Here is a 19,854-nt window from a genome sequence, read left to right on the forward strand (position 1 = left end):
CTGGAGCTCCCATGAACAAGTCTCTGCTCGGCGCGTCCCTCTTCGCGCTCGCCCTCGTCGCACCGGTCGCACACGCTCACCAAGCGGGCGATATCCTGGTGCGTGCCGGTGCAATCACCGTGAACCCGGAGGCCGACAGCGGCAAAGTCAAGGTTGACCAGGGCCCGCTGGCCGGCACCAACCTGGGCGGCAAGGCGACTATGAGCAGCGACACCCAACTGGGCTTGAACTTCGCCTACATGATCACCGACCACGTCGGTATCGAATTGCTGGCCGCCACGCCCTTCGAGCATGACGTGAAACTCAAGAACACCGCACTGGGCGCCGCCAACGGCAAGCTCGGTTCGCTCAAGCACCTGCCGCCGACCCTGAGCGTCGTGTACTACCCGCTAGACAACAAGTCGGCATTCCAGCCGTACGTGGGCGCCGGTATCAACTACACCTGGATCTACGACGAGCACGTCGGCGGTCGCGCTCAACAAGCCGGCTTCAGCAACTTCAAGGCCGAAAACTCCTGGGGCTGGGCCGCACAGATCGGCGCCGACTACATGATCAACGACAACTGGATGATCAACGCCCAGGCGCGCTACATCGACATCAGCACCAAGGCGACTGTGGATAACAATGCGCTGGGCCAGGGCACTCGGGCCAAGGTCAATGTGGACGTGGATCCGATGGTTTACATGGTGGGTATTGGCTACAAGTTCTAAGCAACACTGCATAACCCATGTGGGAGGGGGCTTGCTCCCGATAGCAGAGTGTCAGTCAACAGATTCATGGACTGACCCATCGCTATCGGGAGCAAGCCCCCTCCCACATTTGGTTTTGTAGCGTGTCAGCTGTGGCGGTAGAACCGGTCCAGCAACGCCGGAAGCCCCGCCCGCCATGCCCTTGGCTTGATGCCAAAGGTATGCAGGATCTTCTTGCACGCCAGCACCGCGTGCTGCGGTTCATCCGCCGCATCCGGCCGAGCCGCGTGGGCCTGGGCAGTGGGGGATTCAATGGCCAGCGCGTGGAAGTTGCGCGCCTCGGTCAGGATCGCCTGGCCCAGGGCCAACGGCGTAGTCGCCTCATGCCCGGCGTAATGATAGGTGCCCCACAGCGGCGCCGCGCAATCAAGCTGCTTGAGCACCGAGATAATCACCCGTGCGGCATCGTCCACCGGCGTCGGGTTGCCACGACGGTCGTCGGCCATCAGTAGTTCATCAGGTTTTTCGGCCCGGGCCAGGAACCGCCCGAGCGTGCCGTCGACACTGTCATCGAGCAACCAGCCAAATCGCAGCAGCACATGTTGTGGGCAAGTGGCGCGCACGCTCTGTTCGATACGCCACAACGCCTGGCCGCGCAGGCCCAGGGGCACCGGCTCGTCTTTTTCGCTGTAGGCGGTGGCGCGCGAGCCATCGAACACCCGGTAGCTGGACGGTTGCAGCAGCGTGATGCTGTGGTGCTGGCACAATTCAGCCAGGCGTTCGATGGCGAACTCCTGGGCGGCCAAGCGGGTTTCGCTCACGGTTTCGGCCTGGAACCAGTCGAAATAGTAGGCGAGGTTGATCAATGCATCGGGACGGGTGTCGTCGAGCAATTGGGTAAGGCTCGCGGCATCCCAGCCGTCTTGGGGCGGTTTGGGGGCGAGGAAACCGATGTCTTCCTCTGCACCGAGGCGAATCAGCGCTTGCCCGAGGGCATTCCCGCCGCCCAGTAACATAAGGCGCATTCGCATAGATTGAGCAGGCCCGGTCTGTTTGGAACGATGGTTATTATCGACAGGCGTGTGCGCCTTGCCGTAGGTAGTTGCCAGAATCGTTGCATTTTGCGGGTTTGTAGCGCAACCGTCACGGATAAAGTACGTGTTTGCAACTTGTTGGAGCAGGTGGCATCAATCACTTCATGAACCTTCCCGAATCAACGACCAGCGCACTGGATGGTTTTCACCCCGCCGTCAGTGCCTGGTTTTGCAGGACCTTCCCCTCGGTGACCGGCGCCCAGGCCCAGGCGTGGCCGCTGATCCGCCAGCGGCGGTCAACGCTGATCGCCGCGCCCACCGGCTCGGGCAAGACCTTGACGGCCTTTTTGGCGGTACTCGACGATTTGGTCCACCAAGGCCTGGCCAACGGCGGGCAACTGCCGGACGAGACCCTGGTGGTGTATGTGTCACCGCTCAAGGCGCTGTCCAACGACATCCAGATCAACCTGCAAAACCCGCTGGCCGGCATTACCGAGCAGCTTCAAAGCCTGGGCCTGCCGCCGCTGGTGATCCGCACCGCCGTGCGCACCGGCGACACCCCGCAAAAAGACCGCGCACAGATGCGCAAGCGCGCGCCGCATATCCTGGTGACCACGCCCGAATCTCTGTATGTGCTGCTGGGTTCGGATTCCGGCCGACACATGCTCGCCAGCACGCGTACGGTGATCGTCGATGAGATCCATGCCATCGCCGCCGGCAAGCGCGGCAGCCACCTGGCCTTGAGCCTGGAGCGCCTGCAAGCGCTGTGCGCCGAGCCATTGACCCGTATCGGCCTGTCAGCCACGCAAAAACCCATCGAAGCGGTCTCGCGGTTTTTAGTCGGCACCGACCGTGAGTGTGCCATCGTCGACATCGGCCATGCGCGCCCACGGGACCTGGATATCGAAGTGCCGCCAGTGCCGCTCTCGGCGGTGATGGCCAACGATGTGTGGGCCCTGGTCTACGACCGCCTCGCGCAATTGGCCCGCGAACACCGCACCACGCTGATTTTCGTCAACACCCGGCGCCTGGCCGAACGCCTGGCCCGGCATCTGAGCGAGCGGCTGGGCAAGACCGCCGTGGCCGCCCACCATGGCAGCCTGGCCAAGGAACTGCGCCTGGACGCCGAGCAACGGCTCAAGGCCGGCGAACTGCAAGTGCTGATCGCCACCGCGTCCCTGGAGCTGGGCATCGATATTGGCGAGGTGGATCTGGTCTGCCAGATCGGCTCACCCGGCTCGATCAATGGCTTTTTGCAACGCGTCGGCCGCTCCGGGCACCAGGTCGGCGGTACGCCCAAAGGGCGCTTGTTTGCCACCACCCGTGACGACTTGATCGAATGCGCCGCGTTGCTCGACTGCGTACGCCGTGGCGAGCTGGATACCTTGCATATTCCAGTGGCGCCGCTGGACGTGCTGGCCCAGCAGATCATTGCCGAAGTCAGCGCCCGTGAATGGCCGGAACAGGCGCTGCTGGCGCTTGTTCGCCGCGCTGCGCCTTACGCCGAGCTGGATGAGCGCCACTACCAGGCCCTGTTGCAGATGCTCAGCGAGGGCTACAACGGCCGCCAGGGTATCCGCAGCGCCTACCTGCACCGTGACGCCGTGACCCACACCCTGCGCGGCCGCCGCGGTGCCAGGCTCACCGCCGTCACCAGCGGTGGCACCATCCCGGACAACGCCGACTACAGCGTGTTGCTGGAGCCTCAGAGCCTGAACATCGGCAGCGTCAACGAAGACTTCGCGGTGGAAAGCATCGCCGGCGACATCTTCCAACTCGGCAATACCTCTTACCGCATCCTGCGGGTCGAAGCGGGCAAGGTGCGTGTCGAGGATGCCCATGGCCAACCGCCGACCATCCCGTTCTGGCTGGGCGAAGCACCCGGGCGCAGCAACGAGTTGTCGGTGGCCGTGGCGCGCTTGCAAGGGCAAATCGACAGCTTGCTGGGTGCCACGCCCGGCGACCTGCAACCGGCCCTCGACTGGCTAACCGGCACCCTGGGCCTGCATCGCGCCAGCGCCGAACAACTGCTGGATTACCTGGCCCGGTCGCGCCAGGCCCTGAGCGCCCTGCCCTCCCGGGACACGTTGATCATGGAGCGGTTTTTCGACGCGTCCGGCGGCACCCAGTTGATCATCCACACGCCGTTTGGCAGCCGCATCAACCGCGCCTGGGGCCTGGCGTTGCGCAAGCGTTTCTGCCGCACCTTCAACTTCGAGCTGCAAGCGGCGGCCAGCGAAAACGCCATCGTGCTGTCGCTGTCCACCAGCCACAGTTTTGCCTTGGATGAGGTGTGGCGTTACCTTAACAGCAACAGTGCTGAACACCTCCTGATCCAGGCCGTGCTGGATGCGCCGCTGTTCGGCGTGCGCTGGCGCTGGAATGCCGGCGTGGCCCTGGCGTTGCCGCGCTACACCGGTGGGCGCAAGGTGGCGCCGCAGATCCAGCGCATGAAGAGCGAAGACCTGATCGCCAGCGTCTTTCCGGACCAGATCGCCTGCCTGGAAAACCTCGCCGGCGAGCGCGAAATCCCCCATCACCCACTGGTGGAACAAACCCTCGACGATTGCTTGCATGAAGCCATGGACAGTGAAGCCTGGCTGGCACTGCTGCGGCGCATGGAACGCGGGGAAGTCCGATTGATCAGCCGCGACCTGCCCGCCCCTTCGCCCATGGCTGCGGAAATTCTCAGCGCCAAGCCCTACACCTTTCTCGACGACGCCCCGCTGGAAGAGCGCCGCACCCAGGCCGTGCTCAACCGACGCTGGAGCGACCCGCAGAGCACCGATGACCTGGGCGCACTGGATGCCGAGGCTATCGCCGGCGTTCGCGAAGAAGCCTGGCCCGCGCCCAATGGCGTAGATGAAATGCATGAAGCGCTGATGAGCCTGGCGTGCATCGCAGCGCCTGAAGTTGCGCCGCAATGGGCCGCATGGCTGCACGCCTTGGCCAAGGCCGGGCGAGCCTGTCAGTTGCACAACGGCATGTGGGTCGCCGTTGAGCGCTTGAGTTGCTTGCAGGCGCTCTACCCTAACGATTTGCCACTGCTGCCCGGGTTCGACGAGCCCTGGGAGTTTGATGACGCGCTGTTAGAAGTACTGCGTGCGCGCCTCAGTGGTTTTGGCCCGTTGAACCTGGTCGAAATCGCTGCCCCCCTGGCGCTGCCCGTGGCGGCAATCACTCAGGCCCTGTCGCGCCTGGAGCAGGAAGGCTACGTGCTGCGCGGGCACTTCAGCCCCGGTGCCACGCAGGAACAATGGTGCGAACGTCACTTGCTGGCACGCATTCATCGCTACACGGTCAAGCGCCTGCGCCGAGAGATCGAGCCGGTGGCATTGCAGGATTTCATGCGCTTTCTGTTCGATTGGCAGCACCTGTCCGACAGCACCCGTGGCCAGGGCAGCGCCGTATTGCCGCAGATAGTCAGCCAACTCGAAGGTTATGCCGCCGCCACGTCGGCCTGGGACACTGACCTGCTCAGCGCGCGCATCAAGGATTATTCATCGACCTGGCTCGATGACCTGTGCCGCAGCGGCAAGCTGGTATGGACGCGCTTAAGCAACAAGGCCGGCGCCATGGCGTTGCGCAGCACCCCGGTGGTTTTGCTCCCCCGTAGCCAGGTAGCGTTGTGGAGCGGGCTGACCGAGCCCACCGACAGCACCACGCTGTCGCCCAAGGCGCAGAAAGTCCACTCGGCCCTGCGCGAACACGGCGCCTTGTTTTTTGATGAACTGGTGCACGAGGCCCACCTGCTGCGCAGCGAGCTGGAGACAGCCTTGCAGGAACTGGTAGGCGCCGGCCTGGTGAATGCCGACAGCTTCGCCGGGCTGCGCGCCCTGACCACGCCCGCCAGCAAACGCCAGGCCCGCAGCAGTCGGCGTGGGCGCGGAGCGTTTGTCGGCGGCATGGATGATGCCGGTCGCTGGGCCTTGGTTCGCCGTTCAGCCAGCGCTGCCGGCCCACATTCGGCCGAGACCCTGGAGCATGTGGCGATGACCCTGCTGCGCCGTTACGGCGTGGTGTTCTGGCGCTTGCTGGAACGCGAGGCGGATTGGTTGCCGAGCTGGCGTGAATTGCTGCGCACCTTCCATCGGCTGGAGGCACGCGGGGAGATTCGTGGCGGGCGGTTTGTCAGTGGGTTGGCGGGCGAACAGTTTGCGTTGCCGGAGGCGATACCCTTGCTGCGCGAGGTGCGGCGGCGGGCACATGACGGGAGCTTGATCGCGGTGTGCGGGGCGGATCCATTGAACCTTGTGGGCACGCTGCTACCGGGGGCCAAAGTGCCGGCGGTGAGCGGTAATCGGATTGTATATCGCGATGGGCTGCCGGCGGCGGTGATGGTCGCCGGCAAGCAGCAGGTGTTGCTGGAGATGGATCAGCAGGCAGTGCAGGAGAAGTTGATCAGGCGCTGACCTTTAGGCCCTCATCGGGAGCAAGCCCCCTCCCACATTTTGATGTGTGAACACATTCAAATGTGGGAGGGGGCTTGCTCCCGATGGGGCCGGAACAGCCACTCTCATCATTGCGGCCTGGCTTGCTCGGCCTCTGGCTCATCCTCCTGCGCCACACGCTTGGGCAACAACACCTGCTGTGGATAAGTCTGCGCAAAATGCACCTCGTCACAGTTATCCACAAGCTTTTTCAAGCGCTGATTGAACGCCCGACTCACCGCATATTGCCCACCCGATACCGTGCGGAATTGCGCCGTGAGCACCACGCCATTGAGGTCCATCTTGTCCACGCCGAACACTTCCAGTGGCCCTTGCAGGTTGTACTTGAGGAACACGTCGTCACGAATCGACTGGCCTGCTTCACGGATCAGCTCCACGGCCTTGTCCACGTCGGTGTCGTAGGTGAACTGCACTGAGAAGAACGCATAGGCGAATTGGCGCGACTGGTTGGTGACCGCCTTGATCTGCCCGAACGGTACCGAATGCACAAAGCCCTTGCCGTCGCGCAGGCGCAGGGTGCGGATGGTCAGGCCCTCGACGGTACCGGCGTGGCCGGAATCGAGCACCACCCAGTCGCCGATGGAGAGCGTGTCTTCGATGATGATAAACAGGCCGGTGATCACGTCCTGCACCAACTGCTGGGAGCCAAAACCAATCGCCAGGCCGACCACCCCCGCACCCGCGAGTAACGGCGCGACGTTGATACCCAGATTGGCCATGGTGGTGATCGCACAGATAACCACCAGAATAATTTTCACCGCATTACGCAGCAGCGGCAGGATGGTTTTGACCCGCGTACTGGGCTGGCGGCTGGAACGTTTGTTCACCGGGGGCTTGAGCGCTTCCTGAATCGCCGTATCGAGCACCACCCAGAACAGCCACGTCATCAGCAGGATCAGGCCGATACTGCTGAGCGAATCGCTGATCGCCCGGCCCACTGAGTTGCGCTGGGCGAACTCGAACAGCGACACGCCCCAGATACGCCCCAGTATCTCGATAAAAGCGATGGCCATCACAATGCGCAATATCGCGTGCAACAGGCTGAGAAAGCGCTCCTTGTAGGCACTGCTGCGCTGTATCGCCACTTGGCTGCGCGACTTGAACAAGTGTTGCAGCACCGTGCTGAGAAATACCGTGCCGATCAGCAGGATGGTGGTCAACAAGGCGCAGCGCAGGGCCTTTTGATTATCGTCGCCGGCACCGATCAAGTTGATCGCCGAGACCAGTACCATCAACAGGATCGGCCAATACCACAGCCCGGAAAATACCCGCAGCGATTGCTGCAACGCCGGATGCTTAAGGCGCTGCGCCAACGGCCGGTTACGAATCAAATGCGCCACCGGGCGACGCAGGCGAACCACCAGCACACCGAAGATCACTGTCGCGAACAGCCCGGTAAACACCGCAACGCTGCTGGTGATGTTGCCGCCCAGCTGCCGGGCGATCTGCGGGCTGGTGAGCGCGTCGCTGAGAGCGGCAAGGAAGCCGATCAGGAACAGCGGTTTGGGGCAATAGTCGCGAATGATCTGCACCGCTGGGCGCTTGTGACCGACATTGAACATGACGATCACGCACAGCAGCATGGAGGTGGAAAAGATGCCGCTACTGGTGGCGTAGGCAAAACACAGCGCCAGTGCCCGTCCTACGGAAGAGGCGAGAAAATGGCTGACATACAGCGTCAATGGCAGGCAGATAACCGCAGGGATGGTGTAAGGCACCACATACCCCAGCACGCCCAGCAAGCGTGCCCGCCGGCGGAAAAAGGCGCGCAGGCTCAAGCGCCGCACGATAAAGCGCCCCAGTAACGTCAGCAGCGCAAAAGCACCCACCCAAACGGCGGATAACAGCAGGAAATCCCCGGCCACACTCCACGGCGAGCGTGCGGCGGTCTGGTCGACCAGCCGCCCGACTTCATTCGCGGCCCGGTCGGCCCGCAGGCGCCACTCGTCGATAAAGTTCTGGTTCAGATCGAGCTTCTGCTGCACATCATCAATGCTGGAACTGATGGCCCCGAGCAGGCCGCCCTCCACCAGCAACTCGGGCTTGGCCGCCGCGTCAGGCTCAGGCGCGGTGGCAGCAGCTTGCAATGCGCCGCTGCCGCAGAACAGCAGCGCCCCTAGCAGTAATGCAGTCTTTAAATTCAGCAAAACAGCGGGCTCCTTCAGAAGGGTCTGTAAGGAACTGACGGGTTTGAGCCTTGATCGTTCCCTGTGTTTGCGGGCATGTGATTCAAATTGCGGGAGGGGGCTTGCTCCCGATAGCAGGCTGTCAGTCAACAACTTCATGACTGATGCACCGCTATCGGGGGCAAGTCCCCTCCCACATTTCGCACCCCGTACCGTCTGTAGGAACGTGGAAACTTTCAGCCAAATATCGCAGTCATCCCATAACGCACCCCACCTCCACAGGAGCAACCATGGCGGCGATTCATATCGGCATTTCCGGCTGGCGCTACACGCCCTGGCGCGGGGACTTCTACCCCGACGGGCTGACCCAGAAACGCGAGTTGCAGTTTGCGTCACGCGCCGTGAGCAGCATTGAAATCAACGGTTCTTTCTATGCGCTGCAAACCCCCAAGCGCTATGCGCAGTGGTACGCCGATACGCCTGAGGGATTCATGTTCAGCGTCAAGGCGCCACGCTATGTCACGCATATCCTGCGCTTGCGCGAGGTGCACAAGCCCGTGGCCAATTTCTTCGCCTCCGGGGTGCTGGAGCTCAAAGAAAAACTCGGCCCCATCCTTTGGCAGTTCCCGCCCAGCTTCAAATTCGACGCCGCACTGTTCGAAGCCTTCCTGGCCGATTTACCCACCAACACCCAACAGGCCGCCGCCCTCGCCCGCCAGCACGAGCCGCGCCTGAACGGCAAGGCAAGCATGAAAGCCTATGGCAAAAAACCCTTGCGCCATGCCGTGGAAATTCGCCACATGAGCTTTGCGGTACCGGAGTTTGTGCAGCTGCTGGACAAGTACGGTGTTGCCCTCGTAGTGGCTGACACCGCCGGCAAGTGGCCCTATATCGAAGACGTCACCGCCAACTTCATGTACCTGCGATTACACGGCGACAAGCAGCTCTACGCCAGTGGCTATACCAGTGAGGCGCTCAAACGCTGGGGTGACCGTATCGAGCGCTGGGCGCACGGCAAACAACCGGCGGATGCGCACCTTGTCGCCCCGCAACGCAAACCCCGCGTGCGCAAACAGCGTGACGTGTTCTGCTTTTTCGACAATGACATCAAGGTGCGCGCGCCTTTCGATGCGCGCCAGTTGTTACAGCGCTTCGGGCTGGACAAGCACCTGCTCACGGCAGCCGGGCAGTTGCCGGAACCGGGAGTGTTGCCATGACTCACCCCGAGCTGATCCCCGTGCCCCCCACCACCGCCATCACGCGTTTTACCGTGCTAACGGTGAATATCCATAAAGGCTTCACCGCCCTGAATCGACGCTTCATCCTGCCCGAACTGCGCGAAGCGGTGCGCAGCGTCGGTGCCGATATGGTGTTCCTGCAAGAGATCCACGGCACCCACGAGCGCCATCCCCAGCGCTATAGCGACTGGCCGAAGATGCCGCAGTACGAATTTCTCGCCGACAGCATCTGGCCGCAGTTTGCCTATGGTCGCAATGCGGTCTACCCCCATGGCGACCATGGCAACGCGCTGCTGTCAAAATTCCAGATCATTCGTTACGACAACCTCGACATCTCCCAAAGCGGCCATGAGAACCGCGGCCTGCTGCATTGCGTACTGCGCCTGCCGGGCGGCGAACGCGAGGTGCATGCCATCTGCATCCACCTGGGCTTGCGCGAGGTACATCGCCAACAGCAACTGCGCTTGCTTGAGCAGCGTATTGGCCAGATCCCGGCGGATGCGCCCCTGGTGGTCGCCGGCGATTTCAATGACTGGCGGCAAAAGGCCGACCTGAGTCAAAGCGGCCTGCAGGAGGTGTTCATCCACGCCCACGGCAAGCCTGCGCGTACGTTCCCGGCACGCCTGCCGTTACTGCCGCTGGATCGCATCTATGTGCGCAACCTGACCATCCACAACCCGCGCGTGCTCACCACGCGGCCGTGGTCGCACCTGTCAGACCATGTGCCCCTGTCGGTGGAGATTGAGTTATGAGCATTGCGGTAGAACATATCGCCACCGACCAGCCGCCGGATGACAGCAAGGCCCGCGACCTGGACTACGGCTGGCAGAGCGGCAATCGTGTGCAATTGCTGGAAAATGGCGAGGCCTATTTTCCCGCGGTGTTCGAGGCCATGCGCGACGCCCAGCGGGAAATCCTGCTGGAGACCTTCATCCTCTTTGAAGACAAGGTCGGTCATGAGCTGCAAGGCATTCTCATCGAAGCGGCGCAACGCGGGGTCAAGGTAGTGGTCAGCCTTGACGGTTTCGGCTGCGGCGAACTGAGCCCGGCCTTTCTGCGCGCACTGGCTGAAGCCGGCGTGATCGTGCAGATGTTTGACCCGGCATCCAAAACCCTCGGCATTCGCACCAACTGGTTTCGTCGCCTGCACCGCAAGATCGTGGTGGTGGACGCTAGCGTGGCGTTTATCGGCGGGATCAATTTTTCCGCTGATCACCTGGGGGACTTCGGCCCCGAAGCCAAGCAGGATTACGCGGTACAGGTCATCGGCCCGGCAGTGGCCGACTTGCACCATTTCGCCCTCGCCCAAAGTGGCCGCCAGGTGCGCGCCCGTAGAGGTTGGCGCCGACGCCAGCAACGGCCTTCGCCATGGGCAGACGAGCACGGCGACGGGCTGGTGCGCCTGATTTATCGCGACAATATCCAGCATCGCGACGACATCGAAGAAGCCTATATCCACGCTTTGAGCCAGGCCCGGCAGCGGGTGGTAATTGCCAATGCCTATTTCTTCCCCGGCTATCGCTTGCTGCGCGAGATTCGTAACGCAGCGCGCCGTGGCGTGCAGGTGCAGTTGATCATGCAAGGCCAGCCCGACGTGCTGCTGGCCAAGCTGGCGGCGCGCATGCTCTACGACTATCTGCTCAAGGATGGCGTGGTGATTCACGAGTACTGCCAACGCCCGTTGCACGGCAAAGTGGCGCTGGTGGACGACGAATGGAGCACCGTGGGCTCAAGTAACCTCGACCCGCTGAGCCTGGCGCTGAACCTGGAAGCCAACGTGCTGATTCGTGACCGCGCCTTCAACCAGCAGCTGTACCAGAGCCTGGAAGCCCTGGCACGAGACCATTGCCAGACCATGCCGGCCAAGCGCAAGCCGCGCCTGTGGTTGTGGCGCCTGACCGTGGGGTTTCTGGTGTTCCATGTCATGCGCCACTTTCCCGCGCTGGCGAGTTGGTTGCCGGCACACAAGCCGCGTTTGAAACCCATTGAGAGTCCGGCCCATGACGTCTGAGAAAAACGGCTCACGGTTCCAGCGCTGGAAGAAGCCCCTGACCATTGCGTTCTTCCTGCTGCTGATCGTGCTCTTCACCCTGCTTGCCCGGCGCATCGACTGGAGCGAAGTGCTGCAGACGTTGAGCGACTTCAAAGTCAGCACATTGCTGATCGCCGGCGCGCTGACGCTGTGCAGTTTTATCGTGTACGCCTGCTTCGATCTGATCGGCCGGACCTACATTCGCCAGCCCCTGCGCTGGAAGCAGATCCTGCCGGTGGGCATTATCAGTTATGCGTTCAACCTCAATCTGAGCGCCTGGGTCGGCGGCATCGCCATGCGTTACCGGCTGTATTCGCGATTGGGGGTAAGCACCAGCAATATCGCCAAGATCCTCGGCCTGAGCCTGGCCACCAATTGGTTCGGCTATATGGCCTTGGCCGGGGTAGTGTTCAGCAGCGGGCTGGTCACCTTGCCACCGGGTTGGAAGCTCAGCACCGGCGCTCTGCAAGGTGTGGGCGTGTTGCTGGTGATCGCGAGCCTGGGTTACCTGGCGGCGTGCCGGTTTTCGAAAAAACGTGCGTGGTCGATCCGCGGCATCGAGATCAATTTGCCGTCGCTGCGCATGGCCTGCCTGCAACTGGCCCTGGGCGCCTTGAACTGGTCACTCATGGCAGCGGTTATTTTTACCTTGCTGCCCGCCAAACTCGATTACCCGCTGGTATTGGGCGTGTTGCTGATCAGCGCGATTGCCGGTGTGGTCACCCATATACCCGCCGGGCTTGGGGTGTTGGAGGCAGTGTTTATCGGGTTGTTACAGCATGAGGCGTCGCGCGGGAGTCTGCTGGCCGGGTTGATCGCGTATCGGGCAATCTACTTTATTTGCCCATTGCTGATTGCGTTGGTGATGTACCTGGGGGTGGAGGCCAAGGCCAAGGCGTTGCGGGTGAAGAAGACACCCGCTTAACGTCTATCGGGATTGGATAATGCTCAACCGCTCCCCCACTACCATTTCGGTAATCCAGTCCACCAGGATCGAGGTATAGGCCTGTTGCGACACCGGGTCGCTCAAGGCATGGTCCGCGCCGTCGATGATGCGGTGGGTCAGGGAGTGAGTCTGCTGGCACGCCGCGCGATAACTCATGATGGTGGCATGGGGCACATGGTCGTCGGTTTCCGATTCCACAATCAGCACATCACCGGTAAATTGCGCGCAGGCGTGCAGGGCACGGTTGGTTTCGGCACGTACCAACGTGCCGCGGTAATCCATCAGGTCGGCTTTATCCAGCTCACGCTTGGGCTTGAGCCATTCTTGGTCGCGGTACAGCGCGGGCACCCGCAGCGCCAGCCAACGCACGGGGCGCAACGAAGTGAGAATTGCCGCCAGGTATCCGCCATAGCTGGTGCCCACCACCGCCACTGCCGAGGTGTCGATGGCCGGGTGGGACAGCAGCCGATCGTAGGCGGCCAGCAGGTCGCGCAGATTGTCTTCGCGGGTGACGCGCGATAAGGGAATGCCGGTGCCGGCGTGCCCCCGCAGGTCGAAGGTCAGGCATACACAACCCAGCCCCGCGATGCCTTTGGCGCGTTCCAGGTCGCGCTCCTGGCTGCCGCCCCAACCGTGCACAAACAATACGCCGGGCACTTTGGACTTGGGGCTGAGGAATGTCCCACTCATCTGTTCGTCATCTACATCGATACTGATGCTCTCGCTTCTAGCCGTCATAAGATTGAACCGTCACATACTTGAGAAGAAAGTCGCTGTTTTCGGCCGGGCCTCGGTACACCTCAATGGCATCCGCCGGCAGCGCTTGATCCACGTAGGTTTCCACCGAGGACACGCGGATGGCCTTGAGGCTCGGGTTGTTGATGAAACTCTGCAGCGCCGCGACTTCCGCGCTGCTGGCCCCGCCCATGCGCCAGGACTGTTCGAGCACGCCGCTACGGCGCTGGCCGTTACTGTCCAGGCCCTGGGCGATGTCGTAATTGCGCCGCGAGGCGTAGAACCCCGGGTAGGCTTCGTCGGCAGCATTATCGAAAACCCGGGCTTGCTCGATGGCTTGCCGCACATCGTCAGGCAGGGCCAATTGCAGCAAGTCTTCATAGTAGCCGGGCACGACGAGCAAGTTGGAGCCGCCGTAGACCTCCTCGCTCTGCCCGTCCCGGGTCAGGTATTGCTCGCCGCAATAGCTGAATACGTGCTCACCGATAAAGCTCTGGCCCACGCTGTGGGTAACTACGTCGTGCAGGTCTTGCTCCAGCACCACGCCGGCGCTGAACAACTTCGCGGCGTCAGGACGCGCCACTATCGCGTCGAACTCATCGAGACTGTGGATAACTTCCTGGCCCCGTCCAGCACAGGCGTGCACCGGTTTCATACGGATCGGGCCACTATAGAGCAAGCGCGCGGCGGCGGGCTTGGCGTCTTCCAGGGCGAACACACTCAAGCCATCCAACACAACGTCGCGTACGCGCTCGCAGAAGATCGGCGACCAACCTTCAGGGGCCTTTGCCTCAGGGCTCAACAGGCCGTGGCTGATCGCTTTGGTACAAATGAAATCGTGATCGACATAGCCCCCCCACAAATCTTCCGGCCCTCTGACGTCAAGCTTCAACGCCAGGGCGGGACCGACCAGAGTTTGCGTGGGTAGCAGGTACAGCTCGCGACCGGCGTGCATCTGGGGGTCGTAACTGCCACCAAACTTGAGCCCCAATATCTGCGCCAGCCAGCGGGCCAATGCGCGGTTGGTTTCAACCTCATGCAATGGCGCACCTTCGCGCGTCGAGTGTGCGACCACCAATTTGTTGCGATTTGTCGGGGTCATGCGTCCCCCTTGGCTATCCCGCCATGTGTGTGGTGGGAAAGTTGCAGGGATCAGGCCAACGCGGCTTTGTGAGGGATGTTTATCAAATCAATGAGTTGCACTAAAAGCGATGGCAGTTAGCCTGCTCTATTCTGCACGACGATGCCCCACCCCCCCTGCGTTCTGCACGATTCAAACGCCAAACCGGGTGCGGTAGTCACTGGGGGTCAAGCCAGTAATCTTCTTGAAGAGTGCACGAAAAGCGCTGGGGTCCTGATAACCCACGGCCCAGGCGATGTGGTCGATCGTGCCGTTGGTGAACTCCAGCATCTGCCGCGCCTTGCCGACCCGCAGATGCTGGCAGTACTCGGTGGGTTTAAGCCCCGTCGCACTGCGAAAACGGCGCAAAAACGTGCGCTCTTCCAGGTTTGCCGCCTGCGCCATCGCCGCCACCGAAACATCCACTGCGCCACTGGCTTGCAGCCAATGCTGGACCTTCAGGATCGCACTGTCGCCATGCCTGAGGATCGGCGCAAAGTTGCTGCCGCACTGGCGGGCACTGTCGCTGTGTTCGATCACCAGAAAACGCGCAGTGTCGGCGGCGACACTGGGCCCCATCAGCCGGTCGACCAGGCGCAGGCCCAGTTCGGACCAAGCCATCAGCCCGGCGGTGGTGATCAGGTCGCCGTCATCGACGATGGGCTTATCCGCTTCCAGGCGCACTGCCGGGTAACGGGCCGCGAAGGACTCCGAGGACGACCAGTGAGCGGTGGCGCTACGCCCATCCAACAGACCGCTACGCGCCAACATGATCGAGCCAATGCACACACCGCCAAGCACCGTGCCGGCAGCATGCTGCTGGCGGATCCACTCCAGCAGTGCGGGCGGCGCCTGGTCTTCGGTGAACTCGCCAATCGACGGCGGTACCAGCAGAGCCATCATCGGTTGGGCCGGCGACGGGTGGCTGTCGAACACGCGCGCAGGCGTGCCGTGGGCGTCCACCTGCCAGTGGCTGACCCGCAGCAGCGGCAGTTGCGCAGATTGGTACTCGGCGGCGATGCGATTGGCGACCCCGAACAGGTCGGTCAGGCCATGCACGGCGGCCAGTTGCGCGCCCTGATAGATCAATACACCCAGTTCGAGCGTCGCGCGTTCCACGGCCATTGTCAGTTTTCCCCCTGTTATTGTCGGTGCGGCCAATTCTCAACCTCGGCGCCAGCTAAGATACTGGGCCCATCAACCCATCAGGAGGCAACATACATGGCCAAGCAAGCGCTCATCCTAATCGATATCCAGAACGACTACTTCCCTCAGGGCAAGTGGCCGCTTGACGGCGTAGAAGCCGCGGCGGACAAGGCGGCGCAGGTGCTACAGGCATTTCGACAGGCAGGCGATGCGGTGATTCACGTACGCCATGAGTTTGAAGGCGACGACGCGCCGTTCTTCACGCCCGGCTCCGACGGCGCCCGCTTGCACGACAAGGTGTTGAACGAGGGTGATGAACCGGTAGTGCTCAAGCATTTTGTGAATGCGTTTCGCCAAACCAACCTGCGCGAGTTGCTGGAGCAGCGCAGCATCACCGATCTGGTGGTGGTCGGCAGCATGAGTCATATGTGTGTGGACGCCGTGGTGCGGGCGGCGGCGGACCTGGGCTATAAGGTCACGGTGATCCATGACGCTTGTGCTACTCGCGATCAGGAATTCAACGGCCAGGTGATTCCAGCGGCGCAGGTGCATGGGGCGTACATGGCATCCTTGGCATTTGGCTATGCGGGCGTCATGTCGGCGCAGGAATACTTGCAGACGCAAACGGCGGCCGCGTGACCGCCACTTACGCCGATCACGTTAGCGTGTCGCGATGATGAACAGGCGCGGAAAGGGCAGCAACACAGTGCCATCGGCCAGGGCTGGATAAGCCAGGGCAATTCGCGCCTGATATTGCTGCAGGAAGGCGGCCTTTTCATCGTCGGTCAACGGCGCAAGAAAGGGCCGCAATGCCGACGCCTTGAACCACTCCACCACCGCCGCATGATCTGCCAACGGGTGCTGATAGGTGGTGCGCCACACATCCACCGTACTGCAGTGCTTGCTCAGCAACTCGTAGTAGTAACTCGCGGTGTGCCGCTCATTGTGTTTGACCGCGCCGATCTTCGCCGACCATGGGCCGTCGGCCGCCACTTCGCGGGCCAACCGGTGGGCGGGCTCGTCGAGATTGTCCGGGGTTTGCACCGCCAGCGTACCGCCAGGGTTCAGTTGTTTGACCAAGTGCGGGTATAGCGCGGCGTGGTCGGGCAGCCATTGCAGTGAGGCATTGGCCAGAATCACATCGAATTTTTGTGCTGGATTCCAGGCGCCGATATCTGCCAGTTCGAAGCTCAACGCCGGCAAGCGCTCGCGGGCGTCGGCCAGCATGTCGTCGGAGCTGTCCATGCCGGTGACTCGCGCTTGGGGAAAGCGCTCGGCCAGTACCGCTGTGGAGTTGCCCGGCCCGCAGCCCAAGTCGACGGCAGTGCGCACGTCGGTTTCGGGAATCGCCGCCACCAGGTCACGGACCGGGCGAGTGCGCTGTTGTTCGAACAGGGTGTACTGCTTGGCAGACCAGGTCATCGCTGCTTTCCTTCTTGTCAAAGAGGGCTACAGCCTAAATCTTGTGATCCTTGAGAACAAATGCCGCCAAGTGAGCACGCAACCGATCAAAACGCAGAGGGCTGAGGCTGCCATTGTTGCGCGGTGAGGGGGTTGTCCAGCTCCATCTGTATCAACTGGCCAACGGTTTGCCCGACCTTTTGCACGGCCATCTCGACCTTGCGGGTGGGTGGGTTGGCGAAGTTCAGCCGGATGCAATTACGGTATTTTCCCGCTGCCGAGAAAATATTGCCGTTGGCCACCTGCACATCCTGCGCTTCCAACAGTCGGTTGAGGGCGTAGGTATCGAACTCCCCGGGCAATTCGACCCACAGCGTAAAGCCGCCCTGAGGCTGGCTGACGCGGGTCCCCGCCGGAAAATAGCGCTTGACCCACTCACTCATCAGATCGCCGTTGCGCTTGTATTGCTTGCGCATACGCCGCAGGTGCAACTGGTAATTACCCTTGGCGATAAATTCGGCCACGGCCAATTGCGGTTGGGTGACGGTGGCGCCAGAGCCGATGAACTTCATATGCAGCACCTGGGGCAGGTAACGCCCCGGAGCGATCCAGCCGACGCGCAGGCCAGGGGCCACGGTCTTGGAAAACGAACTGCACAACACCACGCGGTTGTCTTCATCGAAGGACTTGAGCGAGCGTGGCCGCGGATAGCGATGCGACAGATCACCGTAGATATCGTCTTCGATGATCGGCACGTCAAAGCGTTGGGCCATGCGGATCAGCTTGAGCTTGCGCTCGTCGGGCATGATGTAGCCCATGGGGTTGTTACAGTTGGCGGTCAATTGGATGACCTTGATCGGCCACTGCTCCAGGGCCATCTCAAGGGCTTCCAGGTTGATGCCGGTCACGGGGTCGCTGGGGATCTCCAGCGCCTTGAGACCGGCCGCCTTGAGGATCTGCATCATCCCGTAATAGCTCGGCGAGGCGATCGCCACGATATCGCCGGGCGCGCAAATCGCACGGATTGCGGTAGACAGGGCTTCCTGACAGCCACTGGTGACAATCAGGTCGGCCGGGGTCAGGCGAACACCCGCATCGATGGACAGCCGGGCGATCTGTTCGCGCAAGGCCAATACACCCTGGATGTGGCTGTATTGCAGGCTGGTGTTGTCGCTGCGCCGGCTGATACGGGCCATGGCGGTCAGCAGCGGCTTGAGGGTCGGCACGCTGATGTCCGGCATACCGCACCCCAGTTGCACGATACCGGCGCCTTGGTCGAGGCGTATCAGTTCCTGGACCATGTCCCACTGGGAAATGTCCACCGGCCGCAGGATGGGTCGGCCCATCTGTGGCAAAGGTGCCACGCGCCGGTCCGACGGCACGAAATAGCCCGACTTGGGACGCGATACCGCCAACCCCGAACATTCCAATACACGGTAGGCCTGTTGCACGGTCGTCAGGCTGACGCCGTGCTCATGGCTGAGGGTGCGTACAGATGGCAACCGCTCACCGGGCCCGTACAGGCCCTGCTCGATGCGGCTGCTGATGAATTCGGCGAGGTTCAGGTAAAGAGTCATAGGCCCGACTGTAGCTTCTGATCTGTCGCTTAAGAAGTTACAGATTGGCCTTTTTTTGAAAAATTTTCAGCATAAAACCCCAATCTGTATTCAAAAGATTGAGTTCTGCTGTATCTGCAATACACGTCGTCGCCTTGGGATGATAGGTCCCATAACAGTGCACGAGACCTTTGACAAGGTTGGTACAAAGTAGTCACACAATAGTAAAGCAGCACTGTACGCACCAAATTTTCAGAAATGCCCTACAAAGCAAGCACCTGACAAACCAACCAGGTGTTTGAATCTGCCCAGCGAATACCAAATGGATCAAGCGCTATGACGACAAGGACGACGCTCACACCGCAGATGGCCGAGTACGAACAGAAATTCACCGATGCCGGTGAAGTTCGATGGCTGCCCTATTTGATGTACTTCCACCCCACTGACCATGCTTCCCCCGTGGTCAATACCGATTCATCCGGCTTTCGCTACTCCGAGTCATTGGGTACCCGCTATTCGGTGGTCGACGGTATCAAGGGTAATGGCCCGGTACGCCTGTTGGCGGGCAGCTCCACCGTGTTCGGCATTGGCGCCAGCGCCGACAGCTGGACCCTTGCTTCGCGCCTCACGAAGAACGATCCCCGTGGCCAGCGCTGGATCAATTTCGGCGGCCGCAGCTTCAACTCTACCCAAGAGCTGGTGCTGTTCACCCTCAACCGGCACCACCTGCCCAAGGTGGATGAAATCGTGCTGTTCTCCGGTTTCAACAACCTTGGCCTGGCACGTCAGCCTCACGCCTATCGGGGCGAGCACGGCGCGTTTTTCAACTGCCATCAGTTTTTCGATGCCTTGACGCCACAGCAGCCGACCGCCAGCAACTGGAGCCTGTCGAATCTGTTCGGCAAGCCTCAGGAGCCCGAGCAACCCACGCCGCCGTCGATGCAGGAACAGATCGACTACGCCGCCAACCTGACCTTGCAGCACCTGGATATCTGGCGCGCCCTGGCCACCGACATGGGTGCGAAGCTGACGTTCATCCTGCAACCGCTCGCCGGCTGGGTCCGCGAGACCGGCAGCCATGAGGAAGAGCAACTGTTTGCCGAACTCGACCAACTCGGTAATTTCACCGAGGTGTATGGCGACATCCTGCAAACCTCGGTGCGCGAAGCCTACGCCCAGCGCTTGCGCGACGGGGCGCGGGCCATGGGGGTGGAGTTTGTCGACATCACGCCATTGCTGGCCGAGGCACTGGGCCCGCAAGACTGGCAGTTCGTCGACCGCATCCATTTCACCGATGCCGGCAACGACCTGGTTTCAAAACTTATTCTCGATGTCACCCGCTAAAAGGACTTGCACATGAAATCCATCAAGAAGTTTTTC

General features: G+C 61.7%; 15 protein-coding genes. 8 read left to right on the plus strand and 7 right to left on the minus strand.

The window, feature by feature from the left end:
* Positions 1–11: 11 nt before the first annotated feature.
* Entirely contained in the window at positions 12–710 is a 699-nt protein-coding gene (locus tag TK42_RS24930; protein WP_005791869.1) for an OmpW family protein, read from the plus strand.
* A gap of 125 nt (positions 711–835) precedes the next feature.
* Here the strand turns inward: TK42_RS24930 and TK42_RS24935 are convergent, their stop codons facing one another.
* Positions 836–1,720 carry a sugar nucleotide-binding protein gene (locus tag TK42_RS24935; protein WP_032879234.1) on the minus strand — a complete coding sequence of 295 codons (885 nt, stop codon included), beginning with the start codon at positions 1,718–1,720 and terminating at the stop codon, positions 836–838.
* A 167-nt stretch (positions 1,721–1,887) separates the two neighbouring features.
* On the opposite strand from TK42_RS24935, the gene TK42_RS24940 reads away from it, so the two are divergent.
* Positions 1,888–6,135 (plus strand): DEAD/DEAH box helicase, encoded by a 4,248-nt coding sequence (locus TK42_RS24940; protein ID WP_103735402.1) that lies wholly within the window; start codon positions 1,888–1,890, stop codon positions 6,133–6,135.
* Between the two features lie 107 nt (positions 6,136–6,242).
* Here TK42_RS24940 and TK42_RS24945 read toward each other — a convergent pair whose 3' ends face one another.
* Positions 6,243–8,321 (minus strand): mechanosensitive ion channel family protein, encoded by a 2,079-nt coding sequence (locus tag TK42_RS24945; protein ID WP_103735403.1) that lies wholly within the window; start codon positions 8,319–8,321, stop codon positions 6,243–6,245.
* A 269-nt stretch (positions 8,322–8,590) separates the two neighbouring features.
* Between TK42_RS24945 and TK42_RS24950 the strand changes: the two genes are divergently transcribed.
* The 4 genes from TK42_RS24950 to TK42_RS24965 are packed head-to-tail and all read left to right on the plus strand — an operon-like array spanning position 8,591 to position 12,495.
* Positions 8,591–9,517, plus strand: a complete 927-nt coding sequence (locus TK42_RS24950; RefSeq protein ID WP_103735404.1) for a DUF72 domain-containing protein — start codon at positions 8,591–8,593, stop codon at positions 9,515–9,517.
* A complete protein-coding gene (locus tag TK42_RS24955) occupies positions 9,514–10,290 on the plus strand; it encodes an endonuclease/exonuclease/phosphatase family protein (RefSeq protein ID WP_032879229.1) in 777 nt (258 codons plus the stop codon). Before TK42_RS24950 ends, TK42_RS24955 begins: the two co-directional genes overlap by 4 nt.
* Entirely contained in the window at positions 10,287–11,549 is a 1,263-nt protein-coding gene (clsB, locus tag TK42_RS24960) for a cardiolipin synthase ClsB (RefSeq protein WP_103735405.1), read from the plus strand. The genes TK42_RS24955 and clsB overlap by 4 nt, the downstream gene beginning before the upstream one ends.
* Complete coding sequence (locus TK42_RS24965) at positions 11,539–12,495, plus strand: lysylphosphatidylglycerol synthase domain-containing protein (RefSeq protein WP_005791882.1); 957 nt, start codon at positions 11,539–11,541, stop codon at positions 12,493–12,495. The genes clsB and TK42_RS24965 overlap by 11 nt, the downstream gene beginning before the upstream one ends.
* A 3-nt stretch (positions 12,496–12,498) precedes the next feature.
* Here the strand turns inward: TK42_RS24965 and TK42_RS24970 are convergent, their stop codons facing one another.
* From TK42_RS24970 to TK42_RS24980, 3 genes are all read right to left on the minus strand, one after another.
* Positions 12,499–13,254, minus strand: coding sequence for a S9 family peptidase (locus tag TK42_RS24970; protein WP_032879226.1), 756 nt, complete (start codon positions 13,252–13,254; stop codon positions 12,499–12,501).
* A complete protein-coding gene (locus TK42_RS24975) occupies positions 13,244–14,353 on the minus strand; it encodes a DUF3182 family protein (protein WP_103735406.1) in 1,110 nt (369 codons plus the stop codon). Before TK42_RS24975 ends, TK42_RS24970 begins: the two co-directional genes overlap by 11 nt.
* Positions 14,354–14,524: 171 nt before the next feature.
* Positions 14,525–15,496 carry a GlxA family transcriptional regulator gene (locus tag TK42_RS24980; protein ID WP_103735407.1) on the minus strand — a complete coding sequence of 324 codons (972 nt, stop codon included), beginning with the start codon at positions 15,494–15,496 and terminating at the stop codon, positions 14,525–14,527.
* 96 nt (positions 15,497–15,592) lie between these two features.
* Between TK42_RS24980 and TK42_RS24985 the strand changes: the two genes are divergently transcribed.
* Positions 15,593–16,156 carry a cysteine hydrolase family protein gene (locus tag TK42_RS24985; protein WP_078822456.1) on the plus strand — a complete coding sequence of 188 codons (564 nt, stop codon included), beginning with the start codon at positions 15,593–15,595 and terminating at the stop codon, positions 16,154–16,156.
* Between the two features lie 21 nt (positions 16,157–16,177).
* Here TK42_RS24985 and tam read toward each other — a convergent pair whose 3' ends face one another.
* Positions 16,178–16,939, minus strand: a complete 762-nt coding sequence (gene tam, locus TK42_RS24990) for a trans-aconitate 2-methyltransferase (protein ID WP_103735408.1) — start codon at positions 16,937–16,939, stop codon at positions 16,178–16,180.
* An 86-nt stretch (positions 16,940–17,025) separates the two neighbouring features.
* On the minus strand, positions 17,026–18,495 hold the full coding sequence (locus tag TK42_RS24995) for a PLP-dependent aminotransferase family protein (protein WP_078822458.1): 1,470 nt from the start codon (positions 18,493–18,495) through the stop codon (positions 17,026–17,028).
* A 315-nt stretch (positions 18,496–18,810) separates the two neighbouring features.
* On the opposite strand from TK42_RS24995, the gene TK42_RS25000 reads away from it, so the two are divergent.
* On the plus strand, positions 18,811–19,818 hold the full coding sequence (locus TK42_RS25000; RefSeq protein ID WP_032879218.1) for an SGNH/GDSL hydrolase family protein: 1,008 nt from the start codon (positions 18,811–18,813) through the stop codon (positions 19,816–19,818).
* Positions 19,819–19,854: the final 36 nt, after the last annotated feature.

Source organism: Pseudomonas sp. GZJR-8 (assembly GCF_002916705.1).
Lineage (GTDB): Bacteria > Pseudomonadota > Gammaproteobacteria > Pseudomonadales > Pseudomonadaceae > Aquipseudomonas > Aquipseudomonas synxantha_A.

Coding starts and splice junctions, on each gene's coding strand:
- TK42_RS24930 (WP_005791869.1), top strand. CDS start 12: ATGAACAAGTCTCTGCTCGGCGCGTCCCTCTTCGCGCTCGCCCTCGTC.
- TK42_RS24935 (WP_032879234.1), bottom strand. CDS start 1,720: ATGCGAATGCGCCTTATGTTACTGGGCGGCGGGAATGCCCTCGGGCAA.
- TK42_RS24940 (WP_103735402.1), top strand. CDS start 1,888: ATGAACCTTCCCGAATCAACGACCAGCGCACTGGATGGTTTTCACCCC.
- TK42_RS24950 (WP_103735404.1), top strand. CDS start 8,591: ATGGCGGCGATTCATATCGGCATTTCCGGCTGGCGCTACACGCCCTGG.
- TK42_RS24955 (WP_032879229.1), top strand. CDS start 9,514: ATGACTCACCCCGAGCTGATCCCCGTGCCCCCCACCACCGCCATCACG.
- clsB (WP_103735405.1), top strand. CDS start 10,287: ATGAGCATTGCGGTAGAACATATCGCCACCGACCAGCCGCCGGATGAC.
- TK42_RS24965 (WP_005791882.1), top strand. CDS start 11,539: ATGACGTCTGAGAAAAACGGCTCACGGTTCCAGCGCTGGAAGAAGCCC.
- TK42_RS24970 (WP_032879226.1), bottom strand. CDS start 13,254: ATGACGGCTAGAAGCGAGAGCATCAGTATCGATGTAGATGACGAACAG.
- TK42_RS24975 (WP_103735406.1), bottom strand. CDS start 14,353: ATGACCCCGACAAATCGCAACAAATTGGTGGTCGCACACTCGACGCGC.
- TK42_RS24980 (WP_103735407.1), bottom strand. CDS start 15,496: ATGGCCGTGGAACGCGCGACGCTCGAACTGGGTGTATTGATCTATCAG.
- TK42_RS24985 (WP_078822456.1), top strand. CDS start 15,593: ATGGCCAAGCAAGCGCTCATCCTAATCGATATCCAGAACGACTACTTC.
- tam (WP_103735408.1), bottom strand. CDS start 16,939: ATGACCTGGTCTGCCAAGCAGTACACCCTGTTCGAACAACAGCGCACT.
- TK42_RS24995 (WP_078822458.1), bottom strand. CDS start 18,495: ATGACTCTTTACCTGAACCTCGCCGAATTCATCAGCAGCCGCATCGAG.
- TK42_RS25000 (WP_032879218.1), top strand. CDS start 18,811: ATGACGACAAGGACGACGCTCACACCGCAGATGGCCGAGTACGAACAG.